This window comes from Massilia putida, assembly GCF_001941825.1.
Lineage (GTDB): Bacteria > Pseudomonadota > Gammaproteobacteria > Burkholderiales > Burkholderiaceae_D > Telluria > Telluria putida.
Map to the genome: position 1 here is coordinate 3,055,510 of NZ_CP019038.1, position 24,911 is coordinate 3,080,420.

Here is a 24,911-nt window from a genome sequence, read left to right on the forward strand (position 1 = left end):
GTTACGCTAAATGCAAACGGAGGAGTTGCTTATTATGCAGCAAGAGATTCGCTTTGCCACCTTCAACGTGTGTAACCTCGCCCCGCCGGGCGCCAGGCTGTACGACAACCTGGAACCGAGCACGCCCGAGGAATACGAAGCGAAGATCGCCTGGACCGCGCACCAGATCGACATGCTCGGCGCCGACGTCATCGGTTTCCAGGAAGTGTTCTCCCAGGCCGCGCTGGCCGAGGCGCTGTCGCGCACGCGGCGCTTCCGCGATGCCGTCCACGTCGGCTTCGATCCCGACCCGGACGCCGAAAAACTCACGCCCAGCGTCGCCCTCGCCTCGCGCCTGGCGCTGGCCGATGCGCCCCGGCAGCTGCCCTATTTCCCGCCCGGGATTGCGATGCCGCCCGGCAATCGCGATCCGGAACGCTTCACGCGCGCGCCGCTGCACGCGGCGATCCAGCTGACGCCGGATCTCGTCGCCGACGTGGTGGTCGTGCACCTCAAGTCGCGCCGCCCCGACTACCGCGCGGGCGACACGGGCGACGATCCGCAACTGTACGCGCTGGCGTCGCTGCGCTCGCTGATCCGGCGCGGCACGGAGGCGGCCGCGCTGCGCGTGCTGCTGACCCAGATCGGCCGCGAGAACCACCGGCCGCGCATCGTGCTGGGCGACTTCAACGACGTGGCCGACGCGGTCACGACCGGCATCGTGCTGGGCCTCGGCGCGCCCAGCGGCGACCGTTTATATGACGCCTGCCAGCTGCAGGGCCGCCAGGACCTCCTGCGCCATGTCGGTTTTTCCAACGTGCATGACGGCTATCACTCGACCATCGACCACATCCTCGTGTCGGCGGAATTCAATCGCGACGTGCCGGGGGCGCTGGGCGAAGTGGTCGACGTCGTCTATCTGAACGACCATCTCGACCTCGGGTTGCCGGAGGCGTCCGATCACGGGCAGGTGCTGGCGCGGGTGCGTCTGTTCGGGCAGGCCGGGACGCCGGCCGGCGACGGTTGACGTCAGCACGTCATTCCCGCTTTCGCGGGGACGACGTTGTGCGGCACGCCACGTCCGTCCCGGATTTTGCGCAGTTCAGCGTCCCTTTTACACCGCTCGTCGCATTCCGATAGCGGTTCATCATGCTCACACCTACCATGCTCTCATGCGCTGGGAGCTCCATCCCGCCGTCGCAGGACGGAGCACTTGCGCTCTCCTTTCCGCTCGCGCTCACCACACATAAAGAACAACCATGAAGATCGAGTCCCTGCCCCTGTCCGCCGAACAGCCCACCCCGCCGCGCCGGCGCACCAAGGTCGTCGCGCTCACGCTGCTGGCCGTCGCGCTGGCGGGTGCCGGCGCCTACGCGCTGACGCACCGCGCCGCGCCCCCCGCGCCGGCGGCCGCGGCACCGGCGGCAACGGCGCCGGTGCACGAGTTGTCGGTGCGCGACATCGCCCGCATCGAGGCACGGCCGCTGGCCGTCACGCTGCCCGTCACGGGCTCGCTCATGCCGCTGTCGCAGGCCACCGTCAAGTCGAAGGTGTCGGGCATCGTGCTGTCGACGGCCGTGCAGGAAGGCATGGACGTCAAGGCCGGCCAGGTGATCGCGCAACTCGACCCCGCCGAGGCGAGAGCCCGCGTGGCCCAGCAGCAGGCCCTGCTGGCCGAGGCGCAGGCGCGCCTGGCGCTGGCCAAGAAAAACATGAGCAACAGCGCGTCGCTGCTCAAGCAGAATTTCATCGCGCAGAACGCGTACGACACGTCCGCGAACGCCGTCGATCTCGCCCAGGCCGCCGTCGATTCCGCGCGCGCCCAGCTCGACCTCGCGCGCATCGCGCTGGCCGACACGACGATCCACGCGCCTCTCTCAGGCGTCGTCAGCAAGCGCCTCGCGCAAGCCGGCGAGAAGCTGTCGCCGGATAGCCCCGTGTTCGCCATCGTCGACCTGAAGCACCTGACGCTCGACGCCCAGGTGCCGGCCTCCGACATCCCCCGCATCCACGTGGGCCAGGACGTGCAATTCCACGTCGACGGCTTCGACGGCCGCAACTTCACGGGCAAGGTCGCGCGCATCAACCCGGCCACGGAAACGGGCTCGCGCGCCATGATCGTGTACGTGGACGTGGCGAATCCGGACGGCCTGCTGCGCGCCGGCATGTTCGCCAAGGGCACCATCGTCACCGAGAAATCGGCACCGCATCCGCTGCTGCCGATCGGTGCCATCCGCCAGGAAAACGGCCGCGACGTCGTCTACCGCGTCGACGGCGGCAAGGTCGTCGTGCAGCCCGTGACGCTGGGCCTGCGCAACCAGGACGCGGGCCTCGTCGAAGCGCTCGACGGCGCCGCGGCCGGCATGACCGTGCTCGCGGTGCCGCTGGACGGCATCAAGCCGGGCAGCCTGGTCAAGCTGCCCGACGCCGCAACCGCAGCCGCGACGCCGGCACCGAAAGGCTGAACCATGTGGATCACCCGTACCAGTATCAAATATCCCGTCTTCGCCACGATGGTGATGGTCGGCCTGATGGTGCTCGGCGTGTTCGCGTACCGCGGCCTCGGCGTGGAGAGCATGCCGAACATCGAGATCCCGGCCGTCTTCATCGAGACGCAGTATCCGGGCGCGTCGCCGGAACAGGTCGAGAATGACGTCACGCGCCCGATCGAGGAAGCGGCCAATACGGTCGGCGGCATCAAGACCATCCGCGCCACGTCGTGGGAAGGCCGCTCCGGCGTCGGCATCGAATTCCAGCTGACCGTCGACATGAACCGCGCCGTGCAGGATCTGCGCGACCGCATCAGCACCGTGCGCGGCCGCTTCCCGCGCGAAGTGAAGGAACCGGTCGTGTTCCGCGAGGAAGGCGAGAACACGCAGCCCGTGATCCTGCTGTCGCTGACGTCGAAGGAGCGCAGCCTGCGCGACCTGTCGATGCTGACCGACCAGGTGATCGTCAAGCGGATCCAGGCCGTCGCCGGCGTGGGGCAGGTCCGCGTCAACGGCAAGCAGGACCGCCAGGTGCTCATCGACATCCGTCCGGACCAGCTGAAGAGCCTGAACGTCGGCATCGACGAGGTGATGAACGCCATCACGGCGACCAACGCCAACCTGCCGGCCGGGCGCATCAGCCGCGGCGCGCGCGAGAACCTCGTGCGCATCGAAGGCAAGATGAAGGAAGCGGCCGACTTCAAGCGCATCGTCGTCGCCAACCGCGTGGGCGGTCCGGTCTACCTGAGCCAGGTGGCCGACATCTCGGACGGCGCCGCGGAAGAACAATCGATCTCGCGCGTGAACGGCGAGCGCGCCGTCACGCTGGAGATCGCGAAGGTCCAGGACGCCAACACCGTCGAGGTGGGCACCGGCGTGCGGGCCGCGATCGAAGCGATGAAGACCACCCTGCCCAAGGACGTCGAATTCCGCATCCTGGACGACAAGGCCAAGAACGTGCAGGGCCAGGTCGACAACGTCAAGGAAACCATCGTCGAAGGCGCGCTGCTGACGATGGTGATCGTGTTCCTGTTCCTGCACTCGTGGCGCAGCACCATCATCACGGGCCTGACGTTGCCGATCTCCGTGCTGGCCAGCTTCATCGCCATGAAGTACTTCGGCTTCACGCTGAACTTCCTCACGCTGATGGCGCTGTCGCTGTGCATCGGCCTCTTGATCGACGACGCCATCGTCGTGCGCGAAAACATCGTGCGCCACCTCGGCATGGGCAAGAACCATGTGCGCGCCGCCGAAGACGGCACCAACGAGATCGGCCTTGCCGTGATGGCGACGACGTTCGCCATCGTCGCCGTGTTCGTGCCGATCGCGTTCATGAAGGGCATCATCGGCCGCTTCTTCCTGCAGTTCGGGATCACGGTCGCGGTGGCCGTGCTGGTGTCGCTGTTCGTCAGCTTCACGCTCGACCCGATGCTGTCGTCCGTGTGGCCCGATCCGGTCAAGGACCGCTTCAAGTACGTGCCCTGGCTGGGCCGCCTGATGGCGCGCATCGAGGTCGGCATCGAGTGGCTGCACGGCGTGTACGCGAAGGTGCTGTCGTTGGCGCTCGGCTGGCGCAAGTCGACGTTGTTGCTGGCCGTCGCGCTGTTCGCCGGCAGCCTGATGCTGGTGCCGAAGATCGGCGGCGAATTCGTGCCGCAGGTCGACGACGGCTTCATCCAGCTGCGCCTGAAGACGCCGATCGGCTCCAGCCTGGAATACTCGGATGCGAAACTGCGCCAGGCCGAGGCCGCGCTGGCCGAGTTCAAGGAAATCGACAGCGTCTCGACCATCGTCGGTTCGTGGGAAGGCCGCAACTACTCGCAGGTGAACCTCAAGCTGACGGACGTGCACAAGACGCACCGCCGCTCGCAGCAGGAAATGGAAAAGGTCATCCGCGACCGCCTGGAAAAGATCGCCGGCATCTCGCTGACGGTCGGCCAGCGCCCCATCTACATCGCCATCCTGGGCAACGACGAAGCGAAGCTGGACGTCGTGGCCCACACGCTGATGGACAAGATGCGCAAGATCCGCGGCGTGGCCGACATCGAGTACAGCCAGGAAGGCGCGAACCCGGCGACCATCGTCAAGATCAATCACGAGCTGGCGTCCGACCTGGGCCTCACGGTACAGCAGATCGGCACGGCGCTGCGTCCGTTCGTCGCCGGCGACCAGACCAACCGCTGGCTCGCGCCGGATGGCCAGAACTACGAGGTCAACGTGCAGCTGCCGAAGTCGGGCCGCGAGAAGGTGGCCGACCTGGCCGACCTGTCGGTCGCGTCGTCGAAGACGGATGCGATGGGCAACCCGATCATGGTTCCGCTGCGCCAGGTCGTGCAATTCGTCCCGTCGACGAGCCCGCAGATGCTCAAGCGCCAGGCCCTGCAGCGCCGCGTGGCGGTCTTCGCCGGTCTCAACGGCCGTCCGCTGGGCGACGTGATGGGCGAGGTGAACAAGGCAATGAAGGCCATGCAGCTGCCGGACGGCGTGCGCTTCGACGTCGGCGGCGACGCCCAGCAGATGGACGAGACGATGGCCGGCTTCGGCGTCGCTTTAGGCATCGCGGTGATCTTCATCTACCTCGTGCTGGCGTCGCAGTTCGGCAGCTTCCTGCAGCCGATCGCGATCATGGTGTCGCTGCCGCTTTCCTTGATCGGCGTGCTGGTCGCGCTGCTCATCACGAAGACGACGCTGAACATCTTTTCCATCATCGGCGTCGTGATGCTGATGGGCCTCGTGACAAAGAACGCGATCCTGCTGGTGGACTTCGCCAACCACGGCCAGCGCGAAGGCCGCACCCAGTTCGACGCGCTGATGGAAGCGGGCCAGGTACGCCTGCGCCCGATCCTGATGACGACGCTCGCGATGATCTTCGGCATGCTGCCGATGGCGATCGGCATGGGCCAAGGCGGAGAAACCCAGGCGCCGATGGGCCGCGCCGTGATCGGCGGCGTGATCACGTCGACGTTGCTCACGCTGGTCGTGGTGCCGGTGGCGTACACCTATCTCGACAGCCTGGGCAAGCGGGTGGCGGCGTGGTTCAAGCGGGGGCATGAAGAACACGCGGTGGATGACACGGCGAAGGAGCAGACTGCGTAACGTCGTGCTCCGTCGGCCCCGCGAAAGCGGGGACCCATGCTGAGCTTGCTTAAACCGACCGCCTCGACTCGTGATGCTCTGTATGGGTTCCCGCTGCCGCGGGAACGACGTCTCGTGGTCAGGCGGGGTCATGCTCCTGCTGCGCTTCCTCGCCGGAATCCTCGTCCAGCACCGGCGCCTCCTCCCCTTCGCCTTTGTGCTGCTTGGCTTCCTGCTTCTTGCGCGCTTTTTCTTCCGCCTTGCGCTTCTTCTCCAACTCCCGCTGCCGTTTTTCGTACTGGAAATTCGTCTTGGCCATGCTTACCTCGAGACTGTCGTTGGAAAGGTCGTACCGGTCCATTATGGACCAGTCATCGCATGTCGTCTTGAGAATTAACCACGCGGGTGGTGCTGCGCATGCAGCCCCTTCAGGCGTTCGCGTGCGACGTGGGTATAGATTTGAGTCGTGGAAATGTCGGAATGGCCAAGAAGCAATTGCACCACGCGAAGGTCGGCGCCATGGTTCAGCAGATGCGTGGCGAACGCGTGACGCAGCGTGTGGGGCGACAGCGGCGCCGTGATGCCCGCCTTCGCCGCATGCTTCTTGATGACGACCCAGAACATCTGGCGCGTCATGGGGCCGCCGCGGTGCGTGACGAACAGCGCGTCGTCGATCTGGCCGTCCAGGATGACGCCGCGCGCCTCTTTCATATAGCGCTCCAGCCAGAATCGCGCCTGCTCGCCGAACGGCACGAGGCGCGTCTTGCTGCCCTTGCCCGTGATGCGCAGCACGCCGTCGTTCAGGCTCAGCTCGACCAGTTTCAAGGCGACGAGCTCCGACACGCGCAGGCCGCTCGCGTACATCAGTTCGAGCATCGTGCGCTCGCGCAGGCCGAGCGGCGTCGCCACGTCCGGCGCCGCCAAGAGCGCATCCACCTGGGCTTCCGTCAGCGTGTGCACGAAGCGCTGCGGCTGCTTCGCGGACGCCATCTTCAGGCACGGGTCGACCTCGATACGGCGGTCGCGCAACGCCAGCTGATAAAAGCGCTTCAGCACGGACAGGCGGCGGTTGGCGGAACTGGGCTTCGTGTCCGCGTGGCGTTCGGCGAAATAGGCGGCGATGTCCTGCGGCTCGACGGCGTACAGGTCGCGCCGGCCGGGGCGCTTGACTTCGAGCCAGCGCGCGAACAGGCGCAGGTCGCGCCGGTAGGCGTCGAGGGAATTCTTCGCCAGTCCGTGCTCGAGCCAGAGCGTGTCGCAGAACGCGTCGATCAGGGGAAGATTGACTGCTGCTGCCATGGCATCTCGAGCGCCAGCGCGCCTTCGTGGCGCAGCAGCCAACGCTTGATCCCGAGCTGGAATCCGTGTTCGTCGTCGCTGCTGGAAAAACCGCCCAGGCCGCCGGACGCGGTCACGCGGTGGCAGGGAATCACGAGCGGGAACCAGTTGGCGCCGCAGGCCTGGCCGACGGCGCGCGGTGCGGATTCGAGCTGCTTGGCGATCTGGCCGTACGTACGCACGTTGCCGCGCGGGATGGCGCAAATGGTGTCCCAGACGCGGCGCTGGAACGCGCTGCCGGCCTCTTTCAACGGCAGGTCGAAGCGGAAATCGGGGTCCTCGAAATAGCGCGCCACCTGGACGGCGGCCTGCTCGGCGACGGCATCCTGCGCCGGTTTTTCCTCGTAATGCGGCGGCAGGTAGACCAGTTCGCGCAGCCGTCCGTCTTCGGTACGGATGCCCATCGCTCCAAACGGCGCCGCGATGATGGCGCTGAAAATCTCGCTGCCTTGTTGTGTGTTCATCGATGCAGTGTAAGACCCGGCACGCCCGATCGCAAGTCCCCGCGCGGAGGCAAAAAAAAACGCACCCGGGGGTGCGTTTCTAATTTGGTCACGTTTTCGGCTGCCTGGTCATTGCCGGCTGCATCATGTAAAACGTGTGTCTCCTCCTAACTGTTTTCCGGTAAAGTTTGTACTTACCGCTTTCTTTTCCCTCTCCCAAATCGTATTCGGTTCGCTTTATCGCACCAGGTTGGTGCCAAAAGGTGCCCCATCATAACGCAACCGCATAAGAAAAGCGTAGTTTTTTATATACATTCACGAAATATATTTCGGTCATAAGCCTACCCGACATGTCAAAAAACGGGTAAGCACCTCGTCCCATTGATTGCAGACAACTAATATTCGGTGGCGCACTGAATCCGGGCAGTCAGCGCTTGGCCGTCATGGGCGCCGCGGTGCGGGACGTCGTCTGGTTGATCGCATCGATGAGGTCCTTGCCGATGCGGCCTTCCACCTGTTTCTGCACGGGCAACAGCGCCTGGCGCCACTCGGCCTGTTCCTGCGGAGTCAGCGTATAGATCTTCGTCTTGCCCGTCTTGCGGATCGCATCCAGGGCCGCGTCGTTGTCGCGCTGGGCGATGGTTTTTTCGTAGGCCGTGGCGTCGCGCATCGCCTGCTCCAGCTCTTCGCGGATGTCGCGCGGCAAGCCGTCCCAGAATTTCTTGTTGACGATGACGGCGTAGCCGAGATAGCCGTGGTTCGACACCGTCACGTATTTCTGCACCTCGTGCATCTTTTGCGTGTACATATTCGACGGCGGATTCTCGGTGCCGTCCACGACGTGGGCCTGCAGGGCCGGATAGACTTCGGAAAACGCCAGCACCTGGGGAATCGCGCCGAGCGCGCGCATCTGCGCGTCGAGCACCTTCGACCCCTGGATGCGCATCCGGAGGCCGTGGAAATCGCCCGGATTGTGCAGCGGACGATTCGCCGACATCACCTTGAAACCGTTGTCCCAGTAGGCCAGGCCCGTGATGCCCTTGGATTCCAGCTTCTGCAGCAGGTTCTTGCCGATCGGGCCTTCCGTCACGGCATACAGCGCCGCCTTCGTCGGGAAGATATAAGGCAAATCGAAGGCTTCGAATTCCTTCACGCCCAGCGGCGCGAACTTGGCCAGCGACGGCGCCAGCATCTGCACGGCGCCGAGCTGCAGCGCTTCCAGTTCTTCCTTGTCCTTGTACAGCTGGCTGTTGGGATAGACCTCGACGCGGACCCGGCCGTGCGTCAGCTGTTCGGCCAGCACGCGGAAGCGTTCGGCCGCCAGCCCCTTGGGCGCGTCCGGCGCGACGACGTGGCTGAACTTGATGATGATGGGGGCCTGGGCCCGGACGCCGCCGGCGGCGCCGAGGCCGGCCAGGACGGCGAACGCGGCCAGCGTGGCTTTGATGCGCATAGATTTCCTCTTCCCCCGGTGTATATTCGGGTACCGACCGCCAGTGTGCCGCTTACCTCACGGCGCCGCTATCGTGGAAAACCACGACTGGTCGGCAGCTGGCAAAAGATGAAACGTTATCACATGAGAACTTCCTTTACCCTGCCCCGCCCCGTCCCGGAAGGCCCGTGGCGCTGGCTGGTGCCCGTGCTGCTGGTGCTGCTGTTCCTGCTCGTGCTGCTGTGGCTGCCATGGCAGGCGCGCCAGATGGAAAGCAACGAGCGCCAGGAACAACTGATCGCCGACACCCTGTGGGTCGAGCAGACCCTGCGTTTCGAACTGGCCCGCAGCGAGGAAGCGCTGGCCGCGCTGGGCGCCGACCTGGCCATCGAGACGCCGCAACCGGCCGCGCTGCAGACGCGCCTCGCGCAGATGTTCAAGAACGGCCACGAACTCCAGCGCATCATCTGGTACGACGCGCACGGCCAGGTCAAGGCGGGCCGCGGGCTGGAACTGCCGCCCGAAGGCCTCACGCAATCGTCGCGCGACGCCGCCGCGATGTCGCGCAGCACCCGCCTGGGCCGCTACAGCGAACCGTATGGCGCCAAGGGCCTCGTGCACGGCCTGATCGACTTCCACCTGCCGCTGTACCACGCCGGCAAATACATGGGCAGCCTCGTCGCCACGTACAACCTGCAGACGCTGCTGGACGAGAACGTGCCGTGGTGGTTCGCCCAGGACAACGCGCTGTCGCTGCTCGACCGCGACGACCGCGTGGTGGCGCAGCGCGCCGCCGGCGGCCCGGGCCGCGGCGTCTACACGCACAAGCGCGCGCTCGACCTGCCGGGATCGCAGATCGTGCTCGCCACCGACAGCGTCAAGGGCGCGCCCAAGCTGCTGCCGAACCTGCTGGTGGGGTCCGTGATCGTGCTGGCGCTGGGCCTCGTGATCTCACTCGTCGCGCTGTGGCGCCACATCGCGCGCACGATCGCGGCGGAAAACGCGCTGCGCCAGCAGATGGCGTTCCGCACGGCGATGGAAGATTCGCTGCTCACGGGCCTGCGCGCGCGCGACCTCGAAGGCCGCGTCACCTACGTCAACCCGGCATTCTGCCGCATGGTCGGCCTGCCGCCGGAAGACCTGCTGGGCAAGACGCCGCCGATGCCCTACTGGGCGCCGGAAGCGATGTCCGAGTACGAAACCCGCTTCCGCAAAGTGCTGTCGGGCCAGGTCACGCCGCAGTTCGAGACTGTGTTCCAGCGCTCGGACGGCGTGCGTGTGCCCGTGCTCGTGTTCGAAGCGCCCCTCGTCGACGCCAACGGCCGCCACACGGGCTGGATGAGCTCCATCCTCGACATCACCGACCGCAAGCGCGCCGAGGAACTCAATCGCCAGCAGCAGGAAAAGCTGGAGACGAGCGCGCGCCTGGCGACGATGGGCGAGATCTCGTCGATGCTGGCACATGAACTGAACCAGCCGCTGGCCGCCATCTCCAGCTACACGGCGGGCGCGCTCAACGTGCTCGCGCGCGCGGGCGACGGCGCCGACGGGACCAAACCGCCGCTCGACGCCGGCATGCTGAAGCGCGCGCTGGAGCAGGCGAACACGCAGGCGCGCCGGGCCGGCCAGATCATCCGCAGCGTGCACGAATTCGTCAAAAAGCGCGAGCCGCGCCGCGAGACCGTCGCCATTCCCAACGTCGTCGACGGCATCCACGCCCTCGTCGAACTGCAGGCGCGCCAGAGCTACGTCGTGCTGCAGGTCGACGTTCCGCCCGACCTGCCGCCCGTGCTCGCGGACCGCGTGCTGATCGAACAGGTGCTGCTGAACCTGACGCGCAATGCGATCGAGGCGATGCAGGAGATCGACCCGGAGCGGCGTGTACTACGCATCGCCGCGCACACCGGCGCGCAGGGGCAAGTGGCCGTGTCCGTGATCGACAACGGCCACGGCATCGCGCCGGAAGTGGCCGAGCGCCTGTTCTCGCCGTTCTTTTCGACGAAGGCGGAAGGCATGGGCATGGGCCTGTCGATCTGCCGCACGGCCATCGAATTCCACGGCGGCACGCTCACCCACGCGGACAATCCGGGCGGCGGCACCGTGTTTACGTTCACGTTGCAGCAGGCCCAGGAAGCGCCCGTCACCTGATTCGTGCTTTACAATACGCGCAAAACAGGAGACCCCGGAGCCACCATGCTGCACATCGTCGACGACGAAGACGTCATCCGCGACGCCCTCGAATGGCTGGCGCAATCGCGTGGGCTGCCGGCACGCGGCTATGCGGGGGGCCAGGCCTTTCTCGACGCTTTGGGCGACCGGTTCGCGGCCGACGCCGCCCACGGCGACTGTGTGCTGCTGGACGTGCGCATGCCCGGCATGAACGGCATCGCCGTGTTCGACCAGCTGGTGGCGCGCGGCCTGCTGGCGCGCCTGCCCGTGATCTTCCTGACCGGCCACGGCGACGTGCCGATGGCCGTCGATTCCCTCAAGCGCGGCGCCTTCGATTTCTTCGAAAAACCCTTCAACGACAACCAGCTAATGGACCGCGTCGAGGAAGCGCTGGCCGCGTCGCGCAAGGCCGCGTCGAGCGACGCCATCCGCGCCCGCCTCGCCACGTTGTCGGCACGCGAACGCGAGGTCCTCGACCTCATCCTGGCCGGCAATATGAACAAGGTCGTCGCCGACAAGCTCGGCATCAGCATGCGCACGGTCGAGGTGCACCGCGCGCACATCTTCGACAAGATGCAGGTCAAGACAGCCGTCGAGCTGGCGGGGTTATTGAAATAGCCAACGCCGTCATTCCCGCGCATGCGGGAATCCATGCCGAGGCTCCGGCAATCGTAAATGTGATTTTTACGCGACCAGTCTCTGAACTTCAGTATGGGTCCCCGCTTTCGCGGGGACGACGCTCAGCACTTGCTATCCGTAACTGCGCGCACGGCTGCCCGCGCGTCGCCGCGCCGCGCGGGGTTCGCTTGTAAAATCAATCTGAACATGGAGTGGTCGAACTCACCACGTCGAAAAATTCTTTAGGGAACGCAGATGAGCGAGAAGACGATAGCCGACAAAATGTTCTTGAGGAGCGCGAAATCGATGCTGATCCTGAACGGGAACGTTCACCCCGGCATGGTGTCGCAGATACCGCCTAACCTGATCAAGCCGGATCAGGACAAAGTGGACGTCGTGTTGCTGTTCGCAATGAACCGCAAGGAACTCGAACAATTCTTCCCCATCGCCAAAGAACGCCTCGGCGACAAGGGCTCGCTGTGGGTCGCCTATCTGAAACAGACCGCCTCCAAGGCCACCGACATCAATCGCGATTCGATCAACGCCTATGCCAAGGAAAACGGCATCACGGGCGTCGCCATGATTTCCATCGACGGCGACTGGTCCGCCCTGCGCATGAAGCGCATCGAAGTCTAAACCTGCTCCCCGTGGCGCGCGAGCGCCCACGCGACGTGCTCGCGCACGAGCCCCGACGGGTGGTCCGCGCGGGTACGCAGCGCGGCGACGATGGCGTCCGACGTCGTGGCGTTGCCGAGGCCGACCGCCAGATTGCGCAGCCAGCGCTCGTGCCCGATGCGGCGGATCGGGCTGCCTTCGAGGCGGCGGTTGAAGTCGTCCTCGCTCCACCCGAACAACTCGATCAGCCCCGCCGTGCCCAGGCCGTTTCTCTCGTCAAAGTCAGGCACCGTCGCACGCTGCGCGAACTTGTTCCACGGGCACGCGAGCTGGCAATCGTCGCAGCCGTAGATGCGGTTGCCGATCAGCGGACGCAGCGCTTCCGGGATCGCCCCCTTGAGCTCGATCGTCAGGTAAGAGATGCAGCGGCGCGCATCCAGCCGGCCCGGGCCGAGGATGGCGCCCGTCGGGCACACGTCGATGCAGGCGCTGCACTGGCCGCAGTGGGCGCCGGTCGGCGCGTCGACCGGGAGCGGCAGATCGACGAGGATCTCGCCGATGAAGAAGGTCGAACCGGCCTCGCGGCTCAGCAGCAGCGTATGCTTGCCGCGCCAGCCGAGGCCGGCCTTCTGCGCCAGCGGCAGCTCCATCACGGGCGCGGAATCCGTGAACACGCGGTAGCCGTACTCGCCGACGGCGGCACGGATGCGCTCCGCGAGTTGCTGCAGGCGGTTGCGCAACACCTTGTGGTAGTCGCGACCGCGCGCATAGATCGACACGACGGCCGCGTCCGGATCTTCCTGGCGCAGGCGTTCTCGCGCGCGCCAGTCGGCCGGTGTTGCCATCGGCAGATAATCCATGCGCGCGCTGATCACGCGCACCGTGCCGGGCACCAGCTCGGCCGGCCGGGCGCGCTTCATGCCGTGGCTTGCCATATAATCCATCTCGCCGTGATGGCCCGCGTCCAGCCAGGCCTGCAGGCCCGCTTCCTGGTCCGCGAGATCGATGTCGGCGATGCGCACGTCGGCGAAGCCCAGCTCCACACCCCACGCCTTGATGGCCTGGACGAGTGCGGGAAGATCGGGCTGTTCGGAAGACGGGATGGCGGACATGGCTGACCTACAAACCTCATATTCTATTCGATGCAGCAGCAACTGAAAGCTTATCTTCCCGACGAATCGGCCACGCAAGCCCTGGGTGCCGCCCTCGCGCGCGCGCTGCGTCCGGGCCTTGTCATCTATCTCCACGGCGACCTCGGCGCCGGCAAGACGGCGCTCACGCGCGCGCTGCTGCACGCGGCCGGCCACAAAGGCGCCGTCAAGAGCCCGACCTATACGCTGTCCGAGCCGTACCGCATCGACCTGGATGGCCAGAAAGTCAACCTGATCCACTACGATCTGTACCGCATGTCCAGCCCGGAGGAATTCCTCGACGCGGGCTTCCGCGAAGATTTCGACGGCAACAACATCTGCATCGTGGAATGGCCGGAAAAAGGCGAACCGGTGTTGCCGCCGCCCGACGTTAAAGTGTTGCTTAAGGTCAGCGGTCCTGGGCGTGAGGTAGAATTGAAGGCGTTGTCCGACTTGGGCCTGCTATGCCTCGAACGCCTGCACTACCCCCCGACTCCCTGATTCCCGGTTCCCTGAAGCGACGCACGATCCTCAAGGCCGGCGGCACGCTGCTGCTGTCCGTCGTCGCGCCGCTGACGGCCTCCGCCGCCCAGATCATGGCCGTGCGCGTGTGGCCGGCGGACGAGTACACCCGCGTCACGCTGGAAAACGACGGCGAGCTCAAGACCACGCACTTCATGGTGCCCGATCCGCCGCGCCTCGTCGTCGACATCGACGGCCTCGCGCTGAACGACACGCTGAAAAGCCTCGTCGCCAAGATCGAATCGAACGACCCGTACATCAAGCAGGTGCGCGTGGGCCAGAACCGGCCGAACGTCGTGCGCCTCGTATTCGACCTCAAGGAAGAGGTCAAGCCGCAGGTGTTCAGCCTGGCACCTGTCGCCGGTTATCACCATCGCCTGATTTTCGACCTGTATCCCGTCAAGGCCGTCGACCCCCTCGCGAACATGATCGCCAAGGAAAACTGGAGCACGGACGCGGCTCCGGCCACGCCGACGCCGGCCGTGCAGCCGGGCGAGCCGACCGTCGGCCAGGCCGGCCCTGACGCCATCGCCAAGCTCGAAGCGGACGCGGCGCGCGCGGGTTCTTCTCCGGCGCAACCGCAGCCGACGACGCCCCAGCCGGCCACGCCGGCCAAGGCCGCGCCGGGCCAGAAGGTGATGCGCATGGTGACGATCGCCCTCGACCCCGGCCACGGCGGCGAAGACCCGGGCGCGACCGGCGCCACGGGCGTGCACGAGAAGGACATCGTGCTGGCGGTGGCGAAACGCTTAAAAGCCAAGCTGGAAGACTTGCCGAACACGCGCGTGATGCTGACGCGCGACGCCGACTTTTTCGTGCCCCTCGGCCAGCGCGTGGAAAAGGCGAGAAAGGTGCAGGCCGACCTGTTCGTGTCGATCCACGCGGACGCGTTCGTCGAACGGACGGCGCGCGGTTCCTCCGTATTCGTGCTGTCGGAAAAAGGCGCCAGCTCGAGCGCGGCCCGCTGGCTGGCAAACGACCAGAACAAGGCCGACCTGATCGGCGGCGTGAATCTCGGCACGCACGACCGCGAACTGGCCAGCGTGCTGATCGACCTGTCGCAGACGGCCCAGATCAACGACAGCATGAAGCTGGGCAAGGCCGTGCTGACGGAGATCGGCGGCATCAACCGCCTGCACCGCGGCGTCGTCGAACAGGCCGGCTTCGCCGTGCTGAAGGCGCCGGACATCCCCTCGATCCTCGTCGAGACCGCATTCATCTCCAACCCGGACGAAGAGGCGCGGCTCAAGGACGACGCCTACCAGAACCAGCTGGCCGACGCGATCACGAAAGGCATCAAGCGCTACTTCGCGTACAATCCGCCGCTGGCGAAGAGCCGCATGACTTAACGGGCGCCCGCGGGCGTCCCATAAGGAGATTCTCGTGAGCGCAACGACCATCCAATTCGGGCAATTGCCCGCCCTGCAACTTCGCGCGCCGGACGGCGCCGAGGCGACCATCACGCTGTACGGCGCGCACCTCGTGTCGTGGAAGGCCGTGACCACGGCCGATACGCCGGGCCAGGAGCGCCTGTTCCTCAGCAGCCTGTCGGCGCTGGACGGCCGGAAGGCGATCCGCGGCGGCGTCCCCGTCATCTTTCCCCAGTTCGCCGAGCGCGGCAACGGCATGCGCCACGGCTTCGCGCGCGTCGCCACGTGGCGCGTCGTCGACCAGGGCGAGCAGGACGGGGCCGCGTTCGCGGTGCTGGCACTGAATCAAGCGGACCTGCCGCAACAGATCGCGGCGGCCTGGCCCTACGCCTTCGAACTGCAGCTGCGCGTGGCCGTGCACGGCGCCCAGCTCGACATGTCGCTCGAGGTCCGTAACACGGGCACGCAAGCCTTCCCGTTCGCCGCCGCGCTGCACACCTATCACCTGGTCGACGACGTGGACGCCGTGCGCATCGACGGCGTGCAAGCCGACACGCTCGCGCTGACCGACAAGCTCGACCAGGTGTTCGAGCGCATCCCCGGCGCGATCACGTTCGACTCGGGCGCCGACAAGGTGACGTTGGAACAGACGGGCTTCACGGACGCCGTCGTGTGGAACCCGGGCGCGGCCGACGCGGCGGCGCTGTCCGACATGGACGACGAGGAATACCGCCGCTTCGTCTGCATCGAACCGGCCCTGCTGGGGCCGCAGCAGCTGGAGCCGGGCGGGATCTGGCGCGGGACGTACCGCGCGACGGTACAGGCAGGGTAAAACAGGAACGCCGGCTCTTGCCGGCGTTTCATTTTGTAGCAAAAAGAACGGCAAACCTCGCCGGCCGGCCTAGACTGCAGAAGGCAAGCATACGAGGTGACGCGATGACTACCCACAAATCCGGCTGGGGGAAACGCCTGGCGGTGGTACTGGCGGCAGGTGGCGCCTTGTCGGGCTGCGCCGTCTATGCGCCGCCGTACGCGGCCTATGACGCGCCCTACTATCCTTATTACGGTTATGGACCGGCCTACGTCGGGCCGCCCGTCTCGCTCGACTTCAGCTACCACGAATATCGTGGAGGCCGTGGGCGCGGATGGGGTCACCGCGGCTGGCATTGACCATGCCGTCGCTCAGTTCGACTCCTTGACCATGCGGCCCGCGGTCGGCTGCACCGGCCGCGCATTCAGCGGATACAGGCGCGAGAACAACGCCATCTGCGCCGGCGACGCCTGCATCGGCTGCTTGAACACCATCCACAGCACGCCTTCCGTGCACGGCGGCTCCGTCAGCGACCCCATGTAGGTGAAGTACTCGCGACGCTCCGGCAGCGCGTCGGTCGGGTCGAGCACGATCGCCGGCGACACGACTTCCTGTTTTTCGAGCGGCAAATTGTCCCAGATGGTTTGCATCAGGCGGTGCGGCTGGCCGCGTTCCAGCAGCACGGCGATGATCGCGACCTTGCCTTCGGCGCTACGGTGCACGAGGTGGATCACCATTTCCGTCCCTTTGCCGTTGATCTTTTCCTCGGACGGACGGTGGAAATGGAATTCCTGCAGCTCGTACGCCGTGTTGCCGATGGTAATGAAATTGCCGCCGCCCACTGTCACCTGGACCGTGTGGCCATTGTTGACTTCGCTGAACGACGACGGGTGGTAGTCGAAGCTGATCTGTTCGAGGTTGACCTTGATGCCGTCGCGCAGGTCGATCGGCGACTGGCGGTTGCCGGTGCCGCACTTGGCCCAGTCGGAATTGATCTTCGACCAGTTGGCCGGGCCCGTCTCGCCCTCGTACGACCACACGGTGCCGTGCCTGGGCGCGGCGGCGATGGCGGCGGCGACAGCGGCGGCCTGCTCGTCCTGTTTGCGCCTGGCATCGGCGAGTTTCCTGGCGCGCGCGGCGGCCGTGGCGCGCGCCTGCTGGCGCTCGCGCAAGGCGGCCAGGCGCTGGGCGATCTTGGCCGACAATTCGACCTCGGCTTCTTCCTCGTTCCCTGCCGGCTCGGCCTTCTCGGCCTTCTTGACCTCCGGCTCGGCCTTCTTGGGCACCGGCGACGACGGCACCATGGCCGATGCCGGTTTGGAAACGGAAGCCGCCAGTTTGGCTGCCGCGGCGGCTGCGGGATCGTTCGCGGCGCTTGCGGTCACGACGACGCAGCTGCAGGCGAAGAAGGCGATCAGGTTACGCATGGGAATCCAGTAGTATTGCTCTTCCCTGCCTTATCGGCGTGACCGACAGTAAACTTGAGCCCCGGGAACAATTCCGTGCGTCAAGATGTCGTAAACGCACAGCGCGCCGTCGGGCGGCGCGCTGCAGGGAGACGATATGGCAGGGTTCAGCGGCTCATCATGCGCCGGCCCACCTTGTACAAGCCGCCCAGCGCCAGCGGCACGATGGCCGCGCCGACGCCGACCAGCACGATGACCGTCAGGTGATCGCGGACCACGGGGATATTGCCGAAGAAGTAACCGCCGGTCACCAGGCTGATTACCCACGCCGCGGCGCCCGTCACGTTATACATCTGGAAGCGGGCATGGGTCATGTCCGAGATGCCCGCGACGAACGGCGCGAACGTGCGGACGACGGGCACGAAGCGGGCGAGGATGATCGTCTTGCCGCCGTGGCGTTCGAAGAATTCGTGCGTGCGGTGCAGCGCGTCCTTGTTCAGCCAGCGGTAGTCGTGCGTGAAGACGCGATGCCCGATCGCGCCGCCGATGTAATAATTGAGGGTATTGCCCGTCACCGCCGCCACGATCAACAAGGTCGTCAGCAGGGGATAACTCATCTCGCCGGTGGCGCAGAAGGCGCCGGCAATGAACAGCAGGGTGTCGCCGGGGAAGAAGAACAGAACCACGAGGCCGGTTTCGCAGAACACGATGGCGAACAGCACGGCATACACATAAACCCCGTATTGCGCCAGCAGTGTGCCCAGGGTTTTATCGACATGGAGGATCATGTCGATGAATTGCATCAGATCCATAATTTTCCTAAATGGTAGCGCCGAATCATACCACCAGTCCGCCCCCCGAAATGGGTCCCGGCTCATCTTGGCAGCGAATTTTCTTGATTGCCAAATGGTTTCTTTTTCATTAATTCCCATATTACAATCGTCGGCACACCCACCATGACCGGGCCCGCCACAAGCGGCCAAGGAGACGACTTGAAGGCTTACCAGACCCTCCGGCGCACGATCCTCGTCGCCGCCTGCACCCTGCCCGCGGCACACGCCGCCGCCACGAAGGAATTGCCGCCGAAACCCAGCGTGGCCGACATCGTCAAGGCGTCGACACCGTCCGACTGGCGCCCGCTCGATCCGGACAACACGCTGTACATGGAACTGCCGTTCGGCCGCGTCGTCATCGAGCTGGCTCCCGCGTTCGCGCCGAACCACGTGAAGAACATCAAGGCCCTCGTGCGCGAGCATTATTTCGACGGCCTGGCCATCGTGCGCGTGCAGGACAACTGGGTCGTGCAATGGGGCGACCCGAACGAGGACAACGACAAGGCGAGGGCCGTCAAGGGCGCGCAGAAGACGTTGAAGGCCGAGTTCACCGTGCCCATCAAGAACGACACGCATTTCACGCGCCTGCCGGATGCCGACGGCTACGCGCGGGAGGTCGGCCATTCGAACGGCTTTCCCGTCGGGCGCGATCCGAAGACGGGCGAGACCTGGCTGGCGCATTGCTACGGCATGGTCGGCGTGGGCCGCGACAACGACGCCGACAGCGGCGGCGGCACGTCGCTGTACGCGGTGATCGGTCCGGCGCGTCACCTCGACCGCAACATCACGGTGGTCGGCCGCGTGATCTCCGGCATGCCGCAACTGGCCGCCCTGCCGCGCGGCCCGGCACCGATGGGGTTCTACGACAAGCCGGAGATGAACGTGCCGATCAGCGCCGTCAAGGTCGCGGCCGACGTCCCGGCCAACCAGCGCAGCCGCTTCGAAGTGATGCGCACCGACAGCGCCACGTACCAGGCCGTCCTCGACGCCCAGCGCAACCGCGGCGGCCCATGGACCAAGGTCGCGGCGGGCCACCTCGACCTGTGCGCGGCGCCGATACCGGTACGGGAGCAACACTAACCTTCAGGAGACCGCCATGGACAAACCGATCATCAATATCGACGACGTCACGCTGGAACCGCGCCCGCCGGGCATGTCGCCCGAGGGCGAGGCGGCCGACCGGTACGACGCGAAAATGGGTTTCATCGGCACGCGCATCGGCGCCCGCAAGCTGGGCTACAACCTGACGGCGGTGCCGCCGGGCAAGCGCGCGTTCCCCTTGCATAACCATCACGTCAACGAAGAAATGTTCTTCATCCTGCAAGGCAGCGGCGAACTGCGCCTGGGCGACGCCGTCCACCCGATCCGCGCGGGCGACATCATCGCCTGTCCACCCGGCGGCAAGGAGGTGGCGCACCAGATCGTGAACACGGGCACCGAAGAACTGCGCTACCTGGCCGTCAGCACGAAAGAGTCGCCGGAACTCGTCGACTACCCGGATTCCGGCAAGTTCGGCATCCTGGCCGAGCGCCCCGGCACGGGCGAACGCTTCGCATTCATCGGCCGGGCGGACCAGTCGCTCGACTATTGGGAAGGCAATTAACCAAAACCGGGGTCAGATCCCGTTTTTTGGCAACTTCTTCAAAGACATTTTGTCAATCAATATCCTCAAACCGGGGTCTGACCCCGGTTTGGCAAAAATCAAACAGCCACGGTTTCGGGGCTTGCCGCGAGCTATAATTTACGGATGAACGCCCCGGCCCCCACCCACCGCCCCATCCAGCAGCTTCCCGACCAGCTCATCTCGCAGATCGCCGCCGGCGAGGTCGTCGAGCGGCCATCCGCCGTGGTGAAAGAGCTTCTGGAAAACGCGCTCGACGCCGGCGCCACGCAGATCATGGTCCGGCTCGAAGAAGGCGGCGTCAAGCGCATCGCCATCACCGACAACGGCCGCGGCATCCCGCCCGAGGAATTGCCGCTCGCGCTGGCGCGCCATGCGACGTCGAAGATCGCGTCGCTGACCGACCTCGAAAACGTCAACACGCTCGGCTTCCGCGGCGAGGCGCTGGCGTCGATCGCGTCCGTCGCCGCCGTGTGCATCACGTCGCGCACGCCGGGCGCGCCGCACGCGTGGGAAATCGTCGGCTCGCACCAGGGCACGGTCTCGCCCTCGTCCGGCCCGTTCGGCACGACGATCGACGTGCAGGACCTGTATTTCAATACGCCCGCGCGGCGCAAATTCTTGAAGTCGGAGCAGACGGAATACGGCCACTGCGCCGAGGTCGTGCGCCGCATCGCGCTGGCGCGGCCGGACGTGTCGTTCAGCCTGACGCACAACGGCCGCACGATCGACCACTGGAACACGAGCGAGGCCGCGAAGCGCAGTGCGCAGATCCTCGGCGGCGACTTCGCCGAAGCCCGCCTGCATCTGGATGAAAGCGCCGGCCCGCTGCGCCTGCATGGCTACGTCGGCCTGCCGACGGCATCGAAGGCGCGCGCCGACAGCCAGTATTTCTATGTCAACGGCCGCTTCGTGCGCGACAAGCTGCTCGTCCACGCCGTGAAGGCCGCGTACGAGGACGTGCTCCACGGCGACCGCTTCCCGTCCTACGTGCTGGCGCTCGAACTCGACCCGGCGATGGTCGACGTGAACGTGCACCCGTCGAAGATCGAAGTGCGCTTCCGCGACAGCCGCGCCGTCCACCAGTTCGTGTTCCACGCCGTGCAGCGCGCGCTGGCCCAGACGTCGGCGACGGCGCACGGCAACGCGCCCGCGCCCGTGAGCGCGGCCGAGATCACGCCGTCGTCCACCTCGCTGGGCGACACGGCCTGGCGCCGTCCGCACGAGCAGACGTCGTTCGGATCGCAGCTCGCGTCGCCCGCCTGGACCTCGGGTTCCGGCACGGGTGGTGGTGGCGGCGGTTCGCGCGCCTCGTCGACGTTCTCGCCCTCCCCGTTCCCGGCCGGCAGCCGCTGGGATGCGCCGGCGGGTGCCGGCATCCCGCAACGCACCGAGAGCTATGGCGCGCTGTTCACCGGCGCGCCGAAAGCATCGCAGCCCCCGGGCGTAGAGGAAACACCGCTGCCGGAGACGACGAAGCCCGCGTCCGACGACGACTTCCCGCTCGGCTTCGCGCTGGCCCAGCTGCACGGCATCTACGTGCTGGCGCAGAACCGCAAGGGCCTCGTGCTCGTCGACATGCACGCCGCGCACGAACGCATCCTGTACGAGCAGCTGAAGAACGCGCTCGACGCCCAGGCCGGCGGCGAGCAGATGCAGGTGCAGCAGATGCTGATCCCCGTGACGTTCTTCGCCGACGCCATCGAAATGGGCACCGCGCAGGAAGAACAGGAGACGCTGAAGGCCCTCGGCTTCGACATCGCGGCCGTGTCGCCGACGACGCTCGCCGTGCGCGCCGTGCCCACCCTGCTGAAGAACGCCGACGCCCAGACGCTCGCGCGTGACGTGCTGCGCGACGTGCGCGAGTTCGGCGGCTCGCGCGTGCTGATCGAGCGCCGCAACGAACTGCTCGGCACCCTCGCCTGCCACACGGCCGTGCGCGCGAACCGCATCCTCACGCTGCCCGAGATGAACGCCCTGCTGCGCCAGATGGAAGCGACGGAACGCGCCGACCAGTGCAACCACGGCCGCCCGACCTGGGTTCAATTGGAGATCGCCGCCCTCGACAAGCTGTTCCTGCGCGGCCAGTAAAGACACGAATGACTTCGCATCAAAAACCGCTGGCCGTGGCCATCATGGGCCCGACCGCGTCCGGCAAGACGGCGGCCGCACTCGCCATCGCGCAAGAGATTCCCGTCGAGATCATCTCGGTCGACTCCGCCCTGGTCTACCGCGGCATGGACATCGGCACCGCGAAACCGTCCGCCGAGGAACTGGCGAGCGCGCCGCATCATCTCATCGACATCATCGATCCGCTCGACGCCTACTCCGTCGCGCAGTTCCGCGCCGACGCGATCCGGCTCGTGGCCGAGATCCAGGCGCGCGGCCGGCTGCCGCTGCTCGTCGGCGGCACGATGATGTACTTTAAAGGGCTGAACGACGGCCTGGACGACCTGCCCACGGCCGACGCCGACGTGCGCGCCCGCCTCGACGCGGAAGCGGCGCGCATCGGCTGGCCCGGCATGCACGCGAAGCTGCGCGAGGTCGACCCGGTCACCGCGGACCGCCTGGCGCCGAACGACGCCCAGCGCATCAACCGCGCGCTCGAAATTTATGAACTGTCGGGCAAGCCGATGTCGGCCCTGCTGGCGCGGCGCGACAAGCCCGAGCTGCCGTTCGACCTCGTGCCGTTCGCGCTGGAGCCGCTCGATCGCGCCGTGCTGCACGCGCGCATCGCGCTGCGCTTCGACCAGATGCTGGGCACGAGCGACGACACGGGCATCGTGGCCGAGGTCGCGGGCCTGCGCGCGCGCGGCTACCTGCATCCGAATCTGCCGTCGATGCGCTGCGTCGGCTACCGCCAGGCGTGGGAATACCTCGACGGCAGTATCGACCGCGCGCAGCTGCGCGAGACGGGCATCGTCGCCACGCGCCAGCTGGCCAAGCGCCAGCTGACCTGGCTGCGGTCGATGCCGGAGCGGATCGTGATCGATTGCCTGGGGCCGGATCCGGCGCGGCAGATGCTTGCTCATCTGGCCACGTTGCGGGCATGAGACGATTGGAACAAGGCTGGACAGGGTGATCCGGAGCGGGTAGCCTTGACACTTCCGGGGCCGAACGGCATAATGCTCCCCGTTCTGGTGATATAGCTCAGTTGGTTAGAGCATAGCATTCATAATGCTAGGGTCGGTGGTTCAAGTCCACCTATCACCACCACAGGATTCAAGCGAGATGGCTTGGCACTCAGCTGAGCCATTTTGTTTTAGCAGCGTTACAAGCTGGTGATATAGCTCAGTTGGTTAGAGCATAGCATTCATAATGCTAGGGTCGGTGGTTCAAGTCCACCTATCACCACCAGATTCGAAAAGCCGCCGGTTCGCAAGAGCCGGCGGCTTTTTTCTTTCGCGCGCCCGTGCTGTTGAAATTAGGTCAACCGTCGCCGACGTCCGCATCTTCTCCCAACGCGAACTCACCCCGCGCGAACGCCGCCAGCACGGCCTGCGCCTGCTGCAGATGATCCTGCGGGACGAGGATGCGCACGCCGCCGAGCGCAGGCGCCAGCAGCAGGTCCGTCTGCACGAGGTGGGCGTCGGCCAGCACCGCCGGGATGCCGGACGCGGCGAGGCAGCCCTGCACGAGGTTCGCTTCCAGCGGGATCAGGTAGCGCGCCACCTCGACCAGGTCGCGGCCCGGCAGGCGCGCCAGTTCGGGGGCGCCGGTCAGCGCCGCGTTCAGCATGTCGCTCGATATGTGCATGACGATCCTCCGTTTTATCCCAGCCAGCCCGGCAGCGCGGACAGCAGGTACAGCACGACGCCGATCAGGCCGCCCACGAGGGTGCCGTTGATGCGGATGTATTGCAGGTCCTTGCCGATGTTGATCTCGACCTGGTGCGACATCTCGCCACTGTCCCAATGCTTCACCGTGTCGGCGATATGGCGCGTCAAGAAGCCCGCGAATTCGGGCGCGGCGCCGCGCGCGGCCAGTTCCAGGTTCTCGTTCAGCGCGGTGCGCAGCACCGGGTCCTCGGCAAGTGTACGTCCGATCCAGGCGCCGGTGGCGACGATCCGGCGATGCAGCACAGAGTCGTCCTTGTGCAGGTCGGCCTTGAGCCAGCCTTTCAGGTCGCCCCACAGCGACCCGATGTAGCCGTTCACGCCGGCGTCGCCGAGCAGGTGGCGCTTGATGTCCTCACCCTTGTCGATGAACGCCGGATCGGTCTTCAGGCGTTCGATGAAGTCGTGCGTGAACACGTCGAAGCGGCGGCGCAGCGGGTGGTCCGGGTCGTCGCTCACGCGCTTGAGGATGCCGGCCGCGAGCCGCACGGAGATGTCCGCCCCCTTGCGGCCGATGAGTTCCGACGGCAGCATCTTTTCCATGAACGCGTATTCGTCGCGCAGCCAGTCGACGATGCCTTGCGCGATGAAGTCCTGCGTCTCCGGGTTCGCCAGCAGGTTCGCGAGCTGGTTGATGCCCTCGTCGAGGATCTGCTGGTGGCGGCCGTCGCGCGTCAGGCTTTCCAGGATCGTGCCCGCCGTCTGCGACAAATCGACGCTCCTGACCATGCCGTGCACGGCGCGCCGGATGAAGTCCTGCACGGCAGCGTCCTCGATGACGTCGAGCGCGAAGCCGGCGATGCGCACGAGGGTGTCGCCCAGGCGTTCCGTGTTCTCGGGTTTCGTGAGCCAGTCGGCCACCTTCTGCGCCGGGTCGTGGCGCTGGATCAGGCGCACGATGGAATCCGTGTCGAGGAATTTGTCGCGCACGAACGCGGCCAGGTTGTCCGCGATGCGCTCCTTGTTGGCGGGGATGATCTCCGTATGGCGCGACACGAACGGGATCGGAATCCGCTTGAACAGCGCGACGACGGCGAACCAGTCGGCCAGCGCGCCCACCATCGCCGCCTCGGCGAACGCCTTCAACAGGCCGATCCAAACGTTGCCGGGCCAGCGGGCGATCAAACCCAACGACACGACGAACAGCGTCGCTGCGCCGACGAAAAAGCCCAGCGCCAGGCGCTTGGACTGGCGCAGCTCGAGTTCCTTGTGCGGCATGGTTTC

General features: G+C 66.1%; 23 protein-coding genes and 2 tRNA genes. 16 read left to right on the plus strand and 9 right to left on the minus strand.

The window, feature by feature from the left end; all coding sequences use genetic code 11:
• The first annotated feature begins 34 nt into the window (after positions 1–34).
• The 3 genes from BVG12_RS15725 to BVG12_RS15735 all read left to right on the plus strand — a co-directional run bounded on the left by BVG12_RS15725 (position 35) and on the right by BVG12_RS15735 (position 5,564).
• The gene (locus BVG12_RS15725) at positions 35–1,006 is read left to right on the plus strand and encodes an endonuclease/exonuclease/phosphatase family protein (protein ID WP_075793223.1); all 972 of its coding nucleotides are present in this window, start codon (positions 35–37) and stop codon (positions 1,004–1,006) included.
• A 232-nt stretch (positions 1,007–1,238) separates the two neighbouring features.
• Positions 1,239–2,444 (plus strand): efflux RND transporter periplasmic adaptor subunit, encoded by a 1,206-nt coding sequence (locus tag BVG12_RS15730; protein ID WP_075793224.1) that lies wholly within the window; start codon positions 1,239–1,241, stop codon positions 2,442–2,444.
• Positions 2,445–2,447: 3 nt separating this feature from the next.
• Positions 2,448–5,564 (plus strand): efflux RND transporter permease subunit, encoded by a 3,117-nt coding sequence (locus BVG12_RS15735; protein ID WP_075793225.1) that lies wholly within the window; start codon positions 2,448–2,450, stop codon positions 5,562–5,564.
• Positions 5,565–5,682: 118 nt separating this feature from the next.
• Here BVG12_RS15735 and BVG12_RS15740 read toward each other — a convergent pair whose 3' ends face one another.
• The 4 genes from BVG12_RS15740 to BVG12_RS15755 all read right to left on the minus strand — a co-directional run bounded on the left by BVG12_RS15740 (position 5,683) and on the right by BVG12_RS15755 (position 8,777).
• Positions 5,683–5,862, minus strand: coding sequence for a hypothetical protein (locus tag BVG12_RS15740; protein WP_075793226.1), 180 nt, complete (start codon positions 5,860–5,862; stop codon positions 5,683–5,685).
• Positions 5,863–5,936: 74 nt separating this feature from the next.
• Entirely contained in the window at positions 5,937–6,842 is a 906-nt protein-coding gene (gene xerD, locus BVG12_RS15745) for a site-specific tyrosine recombinase XerD (RefSeq protein ID WP_075793227.1), read from the minus strand.
• Positions 6,815–7,345: a methylated-DNA--[protein]-cysteine S-methyltransferase gene (locus BVG12_RS15750; RefSeq protein WP_075793228.1), complete on the minus strand. Its 531-nt coding sequence runs from the start codon at positions 7,343–7,345 to the stop codon at positions 6,815–6,817. The genes xerD and BVG12_RS15750 overlap by 28 nt, the downstream gene beginning before the upstream one ends.
• A gap of 406 nt (positions 7,346–7,751) precedes the next feature.
• A complete protein-coding gene (locus tag BVG12_RS15755; RefSeq protein ID WP_075793229.1) occupies positions 7,752–8,777 on the minus strand; it encodes a TRAP transporter substrate-binding protein in 1,026 nt (341 codons plus the stop codon).
• 123 nt (positions 8,778–8,900) lie between these two features.
• Between BVG12_RS15755 and BVG12_RS15760 the strand changes: the two genes are divergently transcribed.
• The 3 genes from BVG12_RS15760 to BVG12_RS15770 all read left to right on the plus strand — a co-directional run bounded on the left by BVG12_RS15760 (position 8,901) and on the right by BVG12_RS15770 (position 12,179).
• The gene (locus BVG12_RS15760) at positions 8,901–10,904 is read left to right on the plus strand and encodes a sensor histidine kinase (protein ID WP_075793230.1); all 2,004 of its coding nucleotides are present in this window, start codon (positions 8,901–8,903) and stop codon (positions 10,902–10,904) included.
• A 45-nt stretch (positions 10,905–10,949) separates the two neighbouring features.
• The gene (locus BVG12_RS15765) at positions 10,950–11,543 is read left to right on the plus strand and encodes a response regulator transcription factor (protein WP_075793231.1); all 594 of its coding nucleotides are present in this window, start codon (positions 10,950–10,952) and stop codon (positions 11,541–11,543) included.
• A 306-nt stretch (positions 11,544–11,849) separates the two neighbouring features.
• A complete protein-coding gene (locus tag BVG12_RS15770) occupies positions 11,850–12,179 on the plus strand; it encodes a DUF3052 family protein (RefSeq protein ID WP_229503898.1) in 330 nt (109 codons plus the stop codon).
• Here the strand turns inward: BVG12_RS15770 and queG are convergent.
• On the minus strand, positions 12,176–13,270 hold the full coding sequence (queG, locus tag BVG12_RS15775) for a tRNA epoxyqueuosine(34) reductase QueG (protein WP_075793233.1): 1,095 nt from the start codon (positions 13,268–13,270) through the stop codon (positions 12,176–12,178). The two genes, BVG12_RS15770 and queG, sit on opposite strands and share 4 nt — an antisense overlap.
• Positions 13,271–13,300: 30 nt before the next feature.
• Here queG and tsaE point away from each other — a divergent pair, with 30 nt between their 5' ends.
• From tsaE to BVG12_RS15795, 4 genes are all read left to right on the plus strand, one after another.
• Positions 13,301–13,789 carry a tRNA (adenosine(37)-N6)-threonylcarbamoyltransferase complex ATPase subunit type 1 TsaE gene (tsaE, locus tag BVG12_RS15780; RefSeq protein ID WP_075793234.1) on the plus strand — a complete coding sequence of 163 codons (489 nt, stop codon included), beginning with the start codon at positions 13,301–13,303 and terminating at the stop codon, positions 13,787–13,789.
• Complete coding sequence (locus tag BVG12_RS15785; protein ID WP_075793235.1) at positions 13,753–15,159, plus strand: N-acetylmuramoyl-L-alanine amidase; 1,407 nt, start codon at positions 13,753–13,755, stop codon at positions 15,157–15,159. The genes tsaE and BVG12_RS15785 overlap by 37 nt, the downstream gene beginning before the upstream one ends.
• A gap of 34 nt (positions 15,160–15,193) precedes the next feature.
• On the plus strand, positions 15,194–16,012 hold the full coding sequence (locus BVG12_RS15790) for a D-hexose-6-phosphate mutarotase (RefSeq protein WP_075793236.1): 819 nt from the start codon (positions 15,194–15,196) through the stop codon (positions 16,010–16,012).
• A 104-nt stretch (positions 16,013–16,116) separates the two neighbouring features.
• A complete protein-coding gene (locus BVG12_RS15795; protein WP_083685089.1) occupies positions 16,117–16,350 on the plus strand; it encodes a hypothetical protein in 234 nt (77 codons plus the stop codon).
• A gap of 12 nt (positions 16,351–16,362) precedes the next feature.
• On the opposite strand, the gene BVG12_RS15800 is transcribed toward BVG12_RS15795, so the two are convergent.
• On the minus strand, positions 16,363–17,418 hold the full coding sequence (locus tag BVG12_RS15800; RefSeq protein WP_075793237.1) for a carbonic anhydrase: 1,056 nt from the start codon (positions 17,416–17,418) through the stop codon (positions 16,363–16,365).
• A 146-nt stretch (positions 17,419–17,564) separates the two neighbouring features.
• Entirely contained in the window at positions 17,565–18,209 is a 645-nt protein-coding gene (locus BVG12_RS15805) for a VTT domain-containing protein (RefSeq protein ID WP_075793238.1), read from the minus strand.
• Positions 18,210–18,389: 180 nt separating this feature from the next.
• Here BVG12_RS15805 and BVG12_RS15810 point away from each other — a divergent pair, with 180 nt between their 5' ends.
• The 6 genes from BVG12_RS15810 to BVG12_RS15835 all read left to right on the plus strand — a co-directional run bounded on the left by BVG12_RS15810 (position 18,390) and on the right by BVG12_RS15835 (position 23,208).
• Positions 18,390–19,310 carry a peptidylprolyl isomerase gene (locus BVG12_RS15810; protein ID WP_370662838.1) on the plus strand — a complete coding sequence of 307 codons (921 nt, stop codon included), beginning with the start codon at positions 18,390–18,392 and terminating at the stop codon, positions 19,308–19,310.
• Between the two features lie 16 nt (positions 19,311–19,326).
• On the plus strand, positions 19,327–19,833 hold the full coding sequence (locus BVG12_RS15815) for a cupin domain-containing protein (protein WP_075793239.1): 507 nt from the start codon (positions 19,327–19,329) through the stop codon (positions 19,831–19,833).
• A 144-nt stretch (positions 19,834–19,977) separates the two neighbouring features.
• Entirely contained in the window at positions 19,978–21,942 is a 1,965-nt protein-coding gene (gene mutL / locus BVG12_RS15820; RefSeq protein WP_075793240.1) for a DNA mismatch repair endonuclease MutL, read from the plus strand.
• A gap of 8 nt (positions 21,943–21,950) precedes the next feature.
• On the plus strand, positions 21,951–22,904 hold the full coding sequence (gene miaA / locus BVG12_RS15825) for a tRNA (adenosine(37)-N6)-dimethylallyltransferase MiaA (protein ID WP_075793241.1): 954 nt from the start codon (positions 21,951–21,953) through the stop codon (positions 22,902–22,904).
• Between the two features lie 86 nt (positions 22,905–22,990).
• A tRNA-Met gene (locus BVG12_RS15830) sits at positions 22,991–23,067 on the plus strand.
• A gap of 64 nt (positions 23,068–23,131) precedes the next feature.
• Positions 23,132–23,208: transfer RNA gene (locus BVG12_RS15835), tRNA-Met, on the plus strand.
• Positions 23,209–23,280: 72 nt separating this feature from the next.
• Here the strand turns inward: BVG12_RS15835 and BVG12_RS15840 are convergent.
• Together BVG12_RS15840 and BVG12_RS15845 are read right to left on the minus strand one after the other, a co-directional pair.
• Complete coding sequence (locus BVG12_RS15840) at positions 23,281–23,607, minus strand: putative signal transducing protein (protein WP_075793242.1); 327 nt, start codon at positions 23,605–23,607, stop codon at positions 23,281–23,283.
• 14 nt (positions 23,608–23,621) lie between these two features.
• Positions 23,622–24,905 carry a DUF445 domain-containing protein gene (locus BVG12_RS15845; RefSeq protein WP_075796392.1) on the minus strand — a complete coding sequence of 428 codons (1,284 nt, stop codon included), beginning with the start codon at positions 24,903–24,905 and terminating at the stop codon, positions 23,622–23,624.
• Positions 24,906–24,911 lie beyond the last annotated feature (6 nt).